Annotated in this window: 16 protein-coding genes and 1 riboswitch; of the genes, 9 read left to right on the forward strand and 7 right to left on the reverse strand. The window is 30.6% G+C overall.

Annotation, left to right across the window (positions count from 1 at the left end):
- The first annotated feature begins 12 nt into the window (after positions 1-12).
- Positions 13-495, forward strand: a complete 483-nt coding sequence (gene ytkD / locus KA856_RS05490) for an RNA deprotection pyrophosphohydrolase (protein WP_107384996.1) — start codon at positions 13-15, stop codon at positions 493-495.
- Complete coding sequence (locus KA856_RS05495; RefSeq protein WP_181187706.1) at positions 479-1282, forward strand: alpha/beta hydrolase family protein; 804 nt, start codon at positions 479-481, stop codon at positions 1280-1282. Before ytkD ends, KA856_RS05495 begins: the two co-directional genes overlap by 17 nt.
- A 31-nt stretch (positions 1283-1313) precedes the next feature.
- On the opposite strand, the gene pckA is transcribed toward KA856_RS05495, so the two are convergent.
- Positions 1314-2900: a phosphoenolpyruvate carboxykinase (ATP) gene (gene pckA, locus KA856_RS05500; protein ID WP_119535897.1), complete on the reverse strand. Its 1587-nt coding sequence runs from the start codon at positions 2898-2900 to the stop codon at positions 1314-1316.
- 156 nt (positions 2901-3056) lie between these two features.
- Positions 3057-3169: riboswitch (SAM riboswitch) on the forward strand.
- Positions 3170-3280: 111 nt separating this feature from the next.
- On the opposite strand from pckA, the gene metK reads away from it, so the two are divergent.
- From metK to KA856_RS05515, 3 genes are all read left to right on the forward strand, one after another.
- Positions 3281-4477: a methionine adenosyltransferase gene (metK, locus tag KA856_RS05505; protein ID WP_119535898.1), complete on the forward strand. Its 1197-nt coding sequence runs from the start codon at positions 3281-3283 to the stop codon at positions 4475-4477.
- Positions 4478-4570: 93 nt separating this feature from the next.
- Complete coding sequence (locus KA856_RS05510) at positions 4571-5479, forward strand: nuclease-related domain-containing protein (protein WP_119535899.1); 909 nt, start codon at positions 4571-4573, stop codon at positions 5477-5479.
- 457 nt (positions 5480-5936) lie between these two features.
- Complete coding sequence (locus KA856_RS05515) at positions 5937-6773, forward strand: aldo/keto reductase (protein WP_107385361.1); 837 nt, start codon at positions 5937-5939, stop codon at positions 6771-6773.
- An 84-nt stretch (positions 6774-6857) separates the two neighbouring features.
- Here the strand turns inward: KA856_RS05515 and KA856_RS05520 are convergent, their stop codons facing one another.
- The 3 genes from KA856_RS05520 to KA856_RS05530 are packed head-to-tail and all read right to left on the reverse strand — an operon-like array spanning position 6858 to position 7941.
- On the reverse strand, positions 6858-7214 hold the full coding sequence (locus KA856_RS05520; protein WP_119535900.1) for a fluoride efflux transporter FluC: 357 nt from the start codon (positions 7212-7214) through the stop codon (positions 6858-6860).
- Positions 7211-7576, reverse strand: coding sequence for a fluoride efflux transporter CrcB (gene crcB, locus KA856_RS05525; protein ID WP_107385359.1), 366 nt, complete (start codon positions 7574-7576; stop codon positions 7211-7213). Before crcB ends, KA856_RS05520 begins: the two co-directional genes overlap by 4 nt.
- A 59-nt stretch (positions 7577-7635) precedes the next feature.
- Positions 7636-7941, reverse strand: coding sequence for a hypothetical protein (locus tag KA856_RS05530; RefSeq protein WP_107521381.1), 306 nt, complete (start codon positions 7939-7941; stop codon positions 7636-7638).
- Positions 7942-8226: 285 nt separating this feature from the next.
- Here KA856_RS05530 and KA856_RS05535 point away from each other — a divergent pair, with 285 nt between their 5' ends.
- Both KA856_RS05535 and KA856_RS05540 read left to right on the forward strand, forming a co-directional pair.
- A complete protein-coding gene (locus tag KA856_RS05535; protein WP_107384755.1) occupies positions 8227-8940 on the forward strand; it encodes a transaldolase in 714 nt (237 codons plus the stop codon).
- Between the two features lie 382 nt (positions 8941-9322).
- A complete protein-coding gene (locus KA856_RS05540) occupies positions 9323-9772 on the forward strand; it encodes a hypothetical protein (RefSeq protein WP_107384754.1) in 450 nt (149 codons plus the stop codon).
- A 4-nt stretch (positions 9773-9776) separates the two neighbouring features.
- On the opposite strand, the gene KA856_RS05545 is transcribed toward KA856_RS05540, so the two are convergent.
- Positions 9777-10199: a competence protein ComK gene (locus KA856_RS05545; RefSeq protein ID WP_107505405.1), complete on the reverse strand. Its 423-nt coding sequence runs from the start codon at positions 10197-10199 to the stop codon at positions 9777-9779.
- A 10-nt stretch (positions 10200-10209) separates the two neighbouring features.
- Positions 10210-10689, reverse strand: a complete 480-nt coding sequence (locus KA856_RS05550; protein ID WP_119536041.1) for a sigma-70 RNA polymerase sigma factor region 4 domain-containing protein — start codon at positions 10687-10689, stop codon at positions 10210-10212.
- 221 nt (positions 10690-10910) lie between these two features.
- Between KA856_RS05550 and KA856_RS05555 the strand changes: the two genes are divergently transcribed.
- Positions 10911-11135: a hypothetical protein gene (locus KA856_RS05555; protein ID WP_019468074.1), complete on the forward strand. Its 225-nt coding sequence runs from the start codon at positions 10911-10913 to the stop codon at positions 11133-11135.
- Positions 11136-11299: 164 nt separating this feature from the next.
- Positions 11300-12154, forward strand: coding sequence for a peptidoglycan release complex glucosaminidase SagB (gene sagB, locus KA856_RS05560; RefSeq protein WP_019468075.1), 855 nt, complete (start codon positions 11300-11302; stop codon positions 12152-12154).
- Between the two features lie 347 nt (positions 12155-12501).
- On the opposite strand, the gene KA856_RS05565 is transcribed toward sagB, so the two are convergent.
- The gene (locus KA856_RS05565; protein WP_107384751.1) at positions 12502-13431 is read right to left on the reverse strand and encodes an osmoprotectant ABC transporter substrate-binding protein; all 930 of its coding nucleotides are present in this window, start codon (positions 13429-13431) and stop codon (positions 12502-12504) included.
- Positions 13432-13561: the final 130 nt, after the last annotated feature.

A 13561-nucleotide genomic window follows, 5' to 3' on the forward strand; every position in this document is an offset into this window, starting at 1 on the left:
AAAGGGAGTTTGATGTTTGTGAAGTTTAAAGATAAAGAAAATGATGATGTCTATTTATCATTTAAGGATGAAAATGACATCCCAGATGGTGATCATGTCTTGGTTATTCCTATATATCAAGGACAATTGCTTTTCACCAAACATAAATTAAGGGGCATAGAATTTCCAGGAGGCAAAAGAGAAGAAGGAGAATCGAGTGAACAAGCGTGTGAAAGGGAATTGTTTGAAGAAACAGGGGCGCTTATAAATATTAAAGACAAACATTATATTGCTCAATATTGTGTTAATCGTCAAAATGGTATACCGTTCACAAAAGATGTTTTTATGGTTAAAGTAGATCGATTACAAACCAAAAATGATTATTTAGAAACTGACGGACCATTAATTTTCAATAGTATTTCAGACATTGCAGAAGAACGTAAAAGTTATTTATTGAAAGATACTGCAATCTTACAATGTTTAGAGAGAGTGATCGAGCTTGGATTTTATGCATAAAAAAAGAATGCCTATAGAAGTACCTGACCATATTTTTGAAGAAGTCACTTATAAAGTAGATGGCATTAATGTTAGAGGTTTATTAATGCAACCACATAAAAGTGTAAAGCGAATTGTTGTATATTTGCGAGGTGGTAAAGGGCAAGTCGGTAAAGTAAGAGCAGGGCGACTAATGCAATTTTCAGATGCGCAAACACTTGTATTTGGGCCGTATTATAGAGGTAACAATGGTAGTGAAGGCAAAGATGAATTTTATGGTAGAGATTTAAATGATGTTACGGTTGCTATTCGAATATTAAATACACTTTATCCAGAAGCTTATATTCATATGATAGGCTTTTCTAGAGGTGGATTACAGGGGTTACTTACATTTCAGGATTTGCCTATAGCTAGTTATATTATTTGGGGTGGTGTGTCCGATATTCGTCTCATGTACGAGGAAAGAATAGATTTAAGAGGTATGTTGAGAAGGATGGTTGGACATCCAAAGAAAAAAGAAAAAGCATATAAGCAAAGAGATGCGTTAATTAATATACATGCCGATAGTCCCCCAATACTTATAGTACATGGAGGGAAAGATAAACAAGTTGGGATTCACCAAGCCTATTATTTGGAAACACAATTGAAACATATTGGCACAACTTATCAAACATTTTATCAAATGGATGAGGGCCATGTACCAAGGCCATTTGCGATGAAAAAAGCATTATCTACAGTTAAACAATGGATGGTAAAAGTGGAAAAAAATAAAACAGTCACTAATAAAGCACATGGACCACAATTGTAATGTGGTCCATGTGCTTTATTTAGTATTTTATTTAAAATCCGCCGTTTTGTGCTAAATCAGAAACTTCATCGCCAAATTTTTCGAAATTATGTTTAAATCTGTCTTTTAAATCTTGCGCTTGTTCTCTATATGCCTCTGGCTTACTCCAAGCATTTATAGGATTTAGTAATGTTTGAGGTACATCATCAACTTCCACTGGTATATTTAATCCAAACATGTCATCTTGAATATACTCTGTATCTCTTAACTGACCAGTAATTGCCTGATTAACCATTTGTCTCGTATAATTTAAGCTAATACGGCGTCCTGTGCCATATTTACCACCAGTCCAACCGGTATTTACTAAGTATACATCTACATCGTGTTTATCTATTAAGTTGCCTAGCAAGTCTGCATAAACTTTTGCGTGTAATGGTAAGAAAGGTGAACCGAAACATGTTGAGAAAGATGGTTCAGGTTCAGTTATACCTCTTTCTGTTCCTGCAAGTTTAGCTGTGAATCCACTTAAAAAGTGATACATTGCTTGATCTTTGCTGAGTTTTGAGATAGGTGGTAACACACCAAAAGCGTCAGCAGTTAAGAAAATAATCGTATTTGGATGTGCTGCTTTGGAAGGTGTAACGATATTATCTATATGATTGATTGGATAAGCGGCTCTCGTATTTTCAGTATAATAGTTATCATCAAAGTCGACATCGCCTTCTTCATCTACAACAACGTTTTCTAAAATCGTACCGTATTTAATTGCTTCATAAATTTGAGGTTCCTTTTTGTAAGAAAGGTTGATTGCTTTTGCGTAACAGCCACCTTCGATATTAAAAATACCATTTTCATTCCATCCGTGTTCATCATCACCAATTAACTTTCGAGTTGAATCTGCTGAAAGCGTGGTTTTACCTGTTCCAGAAAGTCCAAAGAATAGAGCTACGTCACCTTTTTCACCAACGTTTGCGGAGCAGTGCATACTCATAATATTATCTTTAGGTAGTAAGTAGTTCATTACGGAGAAGATACCTTTTTTCATTTCACCAGCGTATTCTGTTCCACCGATTAAAATGACCTTGTGTTTAAATGAAGTAATAATAAATGTTTCTGAATTTGTACCATCTTTACTTGAATCAGCTTTAAAATATGGTGCCGATACAATAGTAAAGTCAGATTTGATTTCTTCTGCTTCTTCTTTTGTTTCAGGACGAATAAACATATTTTGTGCGAATAGATTATGCCAAGCCAATTCATTTACAACTGTTAGTTTAAGTTGTGAATCTTGATCACTACCGGCATATCCTTTAAATACATATAATTCATCTTTTTCATTTAGATAATTTAATACCTTATCATATAACTTTAAAAATGTGTCCTCTTCAATAGGTTGATTGATATTTCCCCAATCAATGTCATCTCTGTATGATGGTTCATTAACAATAAACTTATCTTTCGGTGAACGACCAGTGTATTTACCTGTTTTAGCGTTAATTGCACCTAGTTCGGTTAATTCTCCTTCATTGTTATTAAGAATTTTCTTATACAACTGTGTTGTGGATTGTTGAAATAATGAAGACTTCTTGTCCAAAATATTTTGGACTTTTTTTGTGTAAGTGTATGTATCTACCGCCATACTAAATCCCTCCAACGCTATTAAATTAATGTAAGCCTTTACAATTACAGAGTATAACACATATGATTGATTAGTCCACACCATTTTTAAAGGAAATTAAATAAATATCAAATTGACATTACTACTTAGTTTCGGTACTATAGTGATTAACGGATTCTCTTATCCTGAGTGGCGGAGGGACATGGACCCAATGAAGCCCAGCAACCTCTTCTTACAATGAAGAAAGGTGCCAAACCGTTTGCGGACAAATAGCGTCTGAACGATAAGAGCGAATGGACGTATAAGGGCCTTCTCTCTATTCATATAGTGAAGAAGGCTTTTTTTAATGAGCTCAATCAAAGAGAATTTTCGTAATCAAAGACAAAGGAGCAAGTTAATTTATGACTTATAATAGAAGATTATTTACTTCAGAATCGGTTACAGAAGGGCACCCAGATAAAATCGCTGACCAAGTGTCTGATGCAATTTTAGATGAAATTTTGAAAGACGATCCTAATGCGCGGGTTGCTTGTGAAACAACGGTAACTACAGGTATGGCATTAATTTCCGGAGAGATTTCTACTGCTACTTATGTAGATATACCTAAAGTTGTAAGAGAAACAATTAAAAATATCGGATATACACGTGCGAAATATGGATATGATAGCCAAACCATGGCTATATTAACAGCAATTGATGAGCAATCACCTGATATTGCACAAGGTGTCGATAATGCTTTAGAATATCGTGACAATTTATCAGAAGAGGAAATTGAAGCAACTGGTGCTGGTGACCAAGGTTTAATGTTTGGTTATGCGACGAATGAAACGGATACTTATATGCCGTTACCAATATTTTTATCGCATCAATTAGCTAAACGATTATCAGATGTGCGAAAAGATAATATTTTAAAATATTTGCGCCCAGATGGAAAAGTTCAAGTAACAGTGGAATATGATGAGCAAGATAAACCACATCGTATAGATACAATTGTCGTTTCAGCTCAACATGCAGAAGATACTACTTTAGAACAAATTCAAGCTGATATCAAAGAACATGTTATATATCCAACAGTACCTGAAGGATTAATAGATGATAATACAAGATTTTATATTAATCCGACTGGACGATTTGTAATCGGTGGACCTCAAGGTGATGTTGGTTTAACAGGTCGTAAGATTATCGTAGATACATATGGTGGCTATGCACGTCATGGAGGAGGTTGTTTTAGCGGGAAAGATCCTACAAAAGTAGATCGCTCAGCTACTTATGCTGCTCGTTACGTAGCCAAAAATATTGTTGCTGCTGATTTAGCTGATAAATGTGAAGTTCAACTCGCTTATGCAATTGGTGTAGCGGAACCAGTTTCGATTGCGATAGATACTTTTGGAACAGGAAAGGTAAGTGAAACAGAACTAGTAGAGGCTGTTAGAGAACACTTTGATTTAAGACCAGCAGGCATTATTAAAATGTTAGATTTAAAACATCCAATTTATAAACAAACGGCTGCGTATGGCCACTTTGGACGAACAGATATACTGTTACCATGGGAAAAATTAGATAAAGTTAATTTATTAAAAGATAGCGTAGAAATATAAGCGCGAAGTATTTATTTTTTAACTTTACTATCGAATGATGAGCTCATATCTATTATAATTAAGTTACTGAACACATAAAGGAGCGTTGTTGTTATGAATTCATTTGGCCCGATAGAAATAGGTTTAATCGTGGCAATAGTCGTAGCAGTTATTTGTTTAATCCTATTTTTAGTTGCTTTGAAAAGTAAGAAAAAAGCACAGCAAACCATCGAGGAGCAATATAAATCAAGAGAACAAAAACTTAGCGATGAACATGATGAAGAGTTAGAAAAAGAAAGAATTGAAAATAAAAAGCAAGTTACTAAACAAAAAGAGGACTACGAAGCTACAGTAAATGCGAAAAATCAAGAAATAGATGCATTGAAACTTTTCTCTAAAAATAAAAGTGAGTACGTAACGGATATGAGATTAATTGGTATTCGTGAGCGTCTAGTTAATGAGAAACGCATTCGACCAGAAGATATGCATATCATGGCAAATATTTTCTTACCTAAAAATAACTTCAGTGATATACGTCGTATAAGTCATTTAGTACTTACGCGTACAGGACTATATCTCATTGATTCTCAGTTGTTAAAAGGTCATGTGTTTAATGGCATTAATGCTAACCAATTCAAAGAACAACCGATGATGGAACAAGTGTTTGACACGTTAAACCTTGATAAACAAACGGCACAAACATTAGTAATGGATCAAAATGATGATAAAGATTCTTTATCATTTGTGAATTATACAAATTATTTAAATGAAATTGAAAAACTAGCTGGTGAATTACAAACAGAGTTAAACTTGAAGTTCACACCGACATCAATCCTATATTTCAACCCTAAAGATGAAGGTGCTGTGACTATTTCAAATTATGCACAAAGTACCAATTCTAAAGTGTTAGTTGGACCAGAACAACTTGATGAATACTTTAATAAGTTTGTTTTTCATGGTCGTATCCAGTACAATGTTGAAGATTTACAACGTGTGATGGATGAAATTGAAACATTTAACTAATAAAGTATCAAGAATATAAATCTAGATACAATAGGCTCATAAATAAATTTTTTGAAAATTTATTTATGGGCTTTTTTTTATATCAAAATTTCATACGTATTAGCTTGTATTTCTTTAACACAAGCTTCAATTTATCGTGTTTCAGTTTTACTTGCGTAACAGTAGTAGTGTATCCAATACACTATTTATTAATGTTATTCTAATTATGTACAACACCATAGAGGCATGAATCTTAGAATAAATGTGCTTAAACTAAATTTTTAAGGTGTTTTTGTTTAAGTAAAGTGATTAAAGATATTTTAGTCTTTTAAGTCTATATTTTTTAAGTTTTAGTCGAAAATTAATGACATAAATAACTATTTTAAACAAATTATTTAAAATTTAGGCATTTTAATTTAATAGTTTGCCAATTTTGATTATTATTATAGTTAGTTTAATAGTAAAGGGGAGCTCAAATTTGGAATTTGTAACTTTTTATAATGGTAATGAAATGCCTATCATAGGTTTAGGTACTTTCCGAGTTGAAAATAATGATGAATGTAAGAAGGCAGTTAAACATGCAATTGAAAATGGATATAGACATATTGATACTGCAATGATATACGAAAATGAAGAAATGGTTGGACAGGGTATTGCAGAAGGATTAGCTTCTACAGGTTTAGATAGAAGCGATCTTTTTATTACATCTAAATTATGGCTCGATGATTACGGTCGTAATAATGTAGCTGAAGCTTATGAGACTAGTTTAAGTAAACTTGGATTAGATTATTTAGATTTATATTTAATGCATTGGCCAGGTCTAGATGAAGCATTAATGATAGATACTTGGCAAGGTATGGAAGATTTGTATAAAAATGATAAAGTTAAAAATATTGGTGTTAGTAATTTCAATGCAGAACATTTAGAAGCATTATTAGCTCAAGTTTCGATTAAGCCTGTAATTAATCAAGTTGAATTTCATCCTTATCTCACTCAGTCAGAATTGAGAAGATATTTAGAAGTTCAGAATATACATGCAGAATCATGGTCACCATTAATGAATGCACAGATTTTAGAAGATGATACAGTTAAGGCGATAGCATCAGAAATTAATAAAACACCTGCACAAGTTATAATTAGATGGAATATTGAACATGATGTAGTGGTGATACCTAAATCTGTCACACCAACTAGAATTGAAGAAAATTTAAATGTATTTGATTTTGAGTTAACTAAAGCACACATAGAGCGATTAGATAGTTTAAACGAAGATAAAAGAATAGGCCCAAATCCTTCAGAATATAGTGGCCATTAAAATCAGAAATAAAATATTGAAAAAGACCGTAAGTATAGTGGTTTATAACTATATCTACGGTCTTTTGTTATGTAAGTATGTGAGTTAAATCATTAAATATCCTAATAAACATGCGACGAAGGACACTACAAATTGTAAAATTGAATAAACAATAAAGTGAAATACGTGCTTGTTTACTGTTAACATTTGAACTAACTCTGATGACAAAGTTGAAAAAGTTGTTAGTCCACCTAGAACGCCAACAATTAAAAATGCGTTAATCCAAGAAATATTTAAAGTAAGTCCCATGAGCAAACCAATCAAAAAACTACCTAAAATATTTACGACAGGTGTTGCAATAGGTAATGTACTATCAATTTTATTGTTAAAGAAGTTAGTAACAACAGCACGAATAACTGCGCCTATTCCGCCACCTAACATAACTAAAAATATTTGACTCATGATAAACGTTCCCCCATTTTAACTCCGACATAACAAACCCATATACCTATGATGTAACTGAGTAAAGCATAGGTTATGAACATTACATATGCTTGTTGTTGTAATATGCCGACAAGCTCGAATTGAAACGTTGAAAAAGTGGTAAGCGCACCAAGAAACCCAGAAGTCATTCCTTTTTTAAGTAGTGGACTGTTTCTAAAATACTGTATCGCTAAGGAACCTAACAAGCCCATTAAAAATGCACCTATAATATTTGCAATAAACGTGCCAGATGGAAATCCATCAGTAGTATTTAAAAAAGATAATAGATAACGAATGAATGCACCAAGGGCACCGCCAATAAAAATATATAAATATTGCACGATGATTTCTTCCTTTCAAAAAATAAACTACAAAAGTAGTATAACTTTTGTAGTAAAAATTAGAAAATAATACCAAATGTTGAAAGAGAAGCTATAATATGAATTGCGATCACAATTAATATGATATAAGGTAAAATTTTACTAACTGGTCGAATCCAGCCTGAATCTTCATGTAAATGCTTAATAGATTTATCAGAAAAGATAATAGCAATTATTAAAATAATAGCATTGATAATACTACAAACAAAAATAAGTTTAATCATTGAATTAAAGTGCATATTTAATAGAGGGTTTCTAGTATTAAAATAAAAGCTAATAATAATTAAAATGCATGATAAATAAAAATAAAGTTTTGAACGTGCCATAATAACCTCCTAATGCAATTCATTATGTAATAATACCATAAATTAACTTAAAGTTAACTAAATTTACAATAAGAAAAAAATTTAATGAATAATAATATAGCTTATAAGGCCTGTCTATAGTGAATCTAGAGAAATTATCAATTATTGTATTTTTAATAAGCCATCATCTATAAGCAGAAAAATAGAATTTATGAAATAAAGGTGGTATAAATAAAGTGTATGGTTTAAACCGTTATAAAAATAATTCTTTATAGAATTATTTATTTTAGTCAGGAGGAATTAGTAATGGCAAATTTAAATGTTGAAGTGTTTGCAGATGGTGCAGATATTGAAGAAATGAAAGCTGCTTATAAAAATAAACAAGTAGATGGGTTTACTACAAACCCAAGTTTAATGGCAAAAGCAGGTGTAACAGATTATAAAGCATTTGCTGAAGAAGCTGTGCGTGAAATTCCTGATGCTTCAATTTCATTTGAAGTATTTGCAGATGATTTAGAAACAATGGAAAAAGAAGCAGAAATTTTAAAACAATATGGAGATAATGTTTTTGTTAAAATTCCAATTGTAAACACTAAAGGCGAATCAACTATTTCTCTAATTAAAAAATTATCAGCAAACAATGTTCGTTTAAACATTACTGCTGTTTATACATTAGATCAAGTTAAAGAAATTACTGACGCTGTAACTGAAGGTGTGCCAACTTATGTTTCTGTATTTGCTGGACGTATTGCAGATACAGGTGTAGACCCAATTCCATTGATGAAAGAAGCGGTTGAGGTTACACACAGTAAAAAAGGTGTGAAATTATTATGGGCAAGTTGTCGTGAAGTCATCAACGTTATCCAAGCTGATGAAATTGGTGCTGATATTATTACATGTCCTGCAGATGTAGTTAAAAAAGTGAATAATAATTTAGGACGTGACGTTAACGAATTATCAGTAGATACAGTCAAAGGCTTTGCGAAAGACATCCAAAGTTCTGGACTTTCTATTTTATAATCGTAAGCTCAGTAAGTTCATTTCTGGGTTAATGCTAATCTAAGAGAAAAACACTTTCGTAGAATTCATCGCTTAATGAATTGATACGGAAGTGTTTTAATTTTTATCAACATTGCTGACACACTGTAAAATTTAAAGTCCGGTTGTTGAAATAATGACGATGAGTGCACAGAAAAGTTGTATTAAATAATACATTGTTGAGTTGATTTGAGTTAATTGAGTTTTCTGGTCACAATGGAAACAAAAATTATTGGATAGTCCACTTAGATTAAGAAAATGTAATTTGATTAAAAAAATTTTATAATTTCATTGAAACCATGAGATAAATAACTTATCCTTTATAATGATAGTATAAGTGTTATACATTTAAGGAGAAACTTTAATGAAGGCAAATATTTTTAAACAGAAAGTTAAAAAGCATTTATGGTTTTTAAATAAAAAAGAAAAACATCAACTAGACCAAGTATTAACAAATGTCTTGGATAAACACCATGAAGAAGAACTCAATCGACCGATTGCGTTTTCCAATCAATTTTTGAAAAATTATATCTTTGAAGAAAAAGTAGTGTCATCAACGTATTTCTTCATGTTATTAATTAGTATTTTATTTACATATATTATTTTATTAGGATTATTCTTATTTGCTTTATTGACAAGTTTGTCATCAGTCCAATTTTTTATTAAACCAGAAGTTGATTTATCTAGTGTTATAGTTATATTGACACTTATTGGTGCAGTATTATTATTGATAATTAGTCTGTATTTAATTAAGGTAGTAACAGGTTATTTTACGAAAAAACTATTAGAATATAAACACAATAGGGCATTATGATGCGTTAAATTAAAAGGTGAGAAAGTGTAATACTTTCTTGCCATTTTTTATATACAAAAGTGTAGGGAGCATCAACGATGATGAATGTAGCATTTTCAAAATAAATCGTTGTTTGATCATTATTTGATTTAATGCCAACAATCGCATTTGCATTAATGTAGTATTGCAAGGGCGCACGCCTCGCTTTAAGAGGAAACAAAGTGATTTGTGGAGTAATAAATATGGGGACCATCTTTCTTATTTTTAAAATTTGTTTAGCCTGTTTTGTTTGATAAGAAAGAGATAAGCCATAGGTTTCAAGTAGATAAGTAATTGTAGGCATTATTGAAGTAGGATAGTGAAATTGATGTGTGGTATATTGTCCTATTGTTATGATTTCATTTCCAGCAACTGATTTTAAGTATAATAATTTTGTAAACTGTGTCATTTTCCAACTCCTATTTTTGATTTAGTCCGTAATATTTAATGTATTTTACTTGAACCTTTTTTCGATAATTTTTTATTGTAGAAATAGAGCAGTTTAACATCGAAGCAATCTCAAATTGTTTATAACCAAGCAATTTTAATCTAATCCAGTTTTTTTCGTTAGTAGTTAATAGTTGTAAAAACTGTTCATACATGAGTTGATAATTACTATGATCAATCACATTAATTTGCTGTTCTATTAAATATTGAGAATGTATTGTGATTTCTGTTTGTTTTTGACTGCGAAACAAATCAATCAAATAGAAATTTAAACGAAAGAATAGAAATTGTTGTAGCGTTGTAGAATGATGTGGTGAATATTTCTGTGTTAATTCCCACATTTTGATAGTGAGTAATTGAGTATATTCTTCTCGATTATATTCAATACGGTATTTTTTTAATAACACAAAAATAATATGTTTGAATTGAAAATAAGTTTGTTCGAAAGACATGCTGTAGCTCCAATGTTATATATATAACTTTGATTTCCGGATGAAATCATTTTATTTTAAATTATAGTAATTTTCATTTGCTAAATAATGATAATAGGTGTTAAATAGAGTTAATAAGATAGATAAAATTTAAGTTTTATAACATCAACGCGTATTCAACTTAAAGATATAACACTTTAGAGTTTTAGTATTATCTTCGGACAACAAATCAGGAGGTTTATATGGATTACGCACATTTAAATTTAGAACATTTTTTTGCAAGACATGATGATTTAGATATGATTAAAGATAAATCAGATTTTGTTATGATAAATAATCTAACAAAAGAAATGATGTACCGTGATGGTGAAATTGAAGGAACAATTGATTTAAATCGTTATTATTATAAAAACAGATCTCAAGCAGTAAGCTTTGTAATGATGGAATATAATAAAAGTCAAGAGTAATGAAATTAAAATTTCATTACTTTTTTTATGAATATGTAACAACAAACATATTAAATTGTACGTTAAACTATTTAGTGTTAGAATTTAAATTTAGATAGTCTCTTATAATATATTTGTATAAATAGAGAACTTAATATTCTTATTATTACCTATGAGGTGTGGACATGACGAAGCATAAGAAAGGCTCAATACTATCGATTATTGGCTTATTGGTAGTGTTAGTGATAGCTGTTATCGTTGTATTTTCAATGATTTCAGATCAAATCTTTTTTAAAAAAGTTAATCAACAAGAAAAAGTAGAACAGCTCAATATTTCTTTAAATAAAGCATCAAAAAAACAAATCGATAATTATACTAGCCAACAAATTTCAAATAAAAATAATGATTCGTGGAGAGATGCATCTTCAACAGAGATTAAAGCAGCGATGGATAGTAAAGAATTTATCGAAAGTGATACGCAAAAATACCAATTTTTAGAATTAGATAAATATCAAGGTATTGATGAAAATAGAATAAAAAGAATGTTAATTGATAATCCAATATTATTAGAACATTCAGATGATTTCATAAAAGCAGCGAAAGAAAAGCATGTAAACGAAGTATACTTAATATCACATGCATTACTTGAAACAGGCTCAGCTAAAAGTGAGTTATCTAGTGGTGTTGAAATTGATGGTAAGAAATATTATAACTTTTTTGGAGTTGGCGCACTAGATGAAGATCCAGTGAAAACCGGTGCCGAATATGCTAAAAAACACGGTTGGGATACGCCAGAAAAAGCAATTACTGGTGGCGCTAATTTTATACATGAACATTTTTTATCAAATAAAGATCAGAACACATTATATAGCATGCGCTGGAATCCTAAAAATCCTGGTGAACATCAATATGCTACAGATATTAAATGGGCTGAAAGTAACGCAAGTCTAATGTCAAACTTTTATAAAGATATGAAAACAGAAGGTAAATATTATAAATATTTTGTATATAAAGATGACAATAAACATAAAAAAGAATAATTAAAGATTAATTTTGTTATTCAAACAAATGAAGGACTAATCCGTTGAAAAATGGATTAGTCCTTTTTGAATGCTTTAATTATTGATTTAGATATTGGATTAATAGCGTAGTAATATTTTAAAAATATATAAGTATACTTACACACAATGTGAATGCATTATTCATTGAGGACATAGACCACTAGAGTACTTAACATTATTTAGCTTTGTTTTTCTGTCCAAATAATATAAAAAGTAAGATCGTCGATAATATGACTTTTAAAATGAATTTCATTTAATCACTTCCTTAACTATGTAACTATAGTAACATTAATTGATTAATATCACATAAAAAGCAATGTTTAAATTTAGTTTTCATCTTCGAAATAATTATGTTTTTCTAAAAATCTTTTGGCTACAATTGCTGGTTCTTTACCCTCTCCATCTGCTTCATAGTTGAGCTTTTGCATTTGTTCAGTACTAATTTTACCATTTAACTTAGCAATGGATTTTTTAATTTGTGGATTTTTTTGTAGTAATTCATTTGGTGCAACGGCGCTAGCATCATATGGTGGGAAAAAGTTTTTATCATCTTTAAGTACAACTAAATCATATGCTGCAATTCTTCCATCTGTTGTGTAACCAAGTGCAACATCAAGTTTGTTATTTTTTAATGCGTCATAAACAAGTCCAATTTGCATAGGTTTTAAATCATTAAATCCAAACCCATAATGTTCACGGAATGGTGCATAACCATCGCCGCCTCGCTTAATCCATGTAGTATCCGTACCAACTCTAACTTTGTCTTTTACTTTTTTTAAATCTGAAACAGTATGTAAATCATATTTTTTTGCGGTTTCTTTAGTAACCATAAAAGCAAAAGTATTTTCAAATCCATAAGAGTCGAAAAACGTTTGGTTAAATTTTTGGTTAAATAATTTTTGAGTAACAGACATTGCTTTTTTAGTATCTGTAATGGGTTGTTGTTCTAAAGCTCCAACCAAATCAGTGCCAGTATAGCGAGTGCTTGATATATCAGCATCTCCACGGAGCAATGCATTATGCTGAATTGTAGCTGAACCTAAATTGTTAATAATGGAGCCAGTAGTTTTCCCTTTTGTATCATGTTCAATTAAATCTTTGAGCATATAAGCCATGATTTGAGATTCACTCGTAGCTAAAGCAGAAATTTTAACTGAGTTTTTAGATTGACCGCCACCTAAACCAGGTAAATCACAACTTGCTAATAAAAGTGAACTTGCAATCAATAAATAGATTATTCTTTTAAAAAATTTCATATTTTAACCCCTTATATGTTTTAGAAATATTTTTTGATACAACATTTTTATATTAACATATTTATTAATTTTGTATAATGGTGGCATAATCCATTAATATGTAATATTAATTCGATACTTGATATACTAA

Source organism: Staphylococcus sp. GDB9P120P, from assembly GCF_017893435.1.
Classification (GTDB): domain Bacteria; phylum Bacillota; class Bacilli; order Staphylococcales; family Staphylococcaceae; genus Staphylococcus; species Staphylococcus cohnii.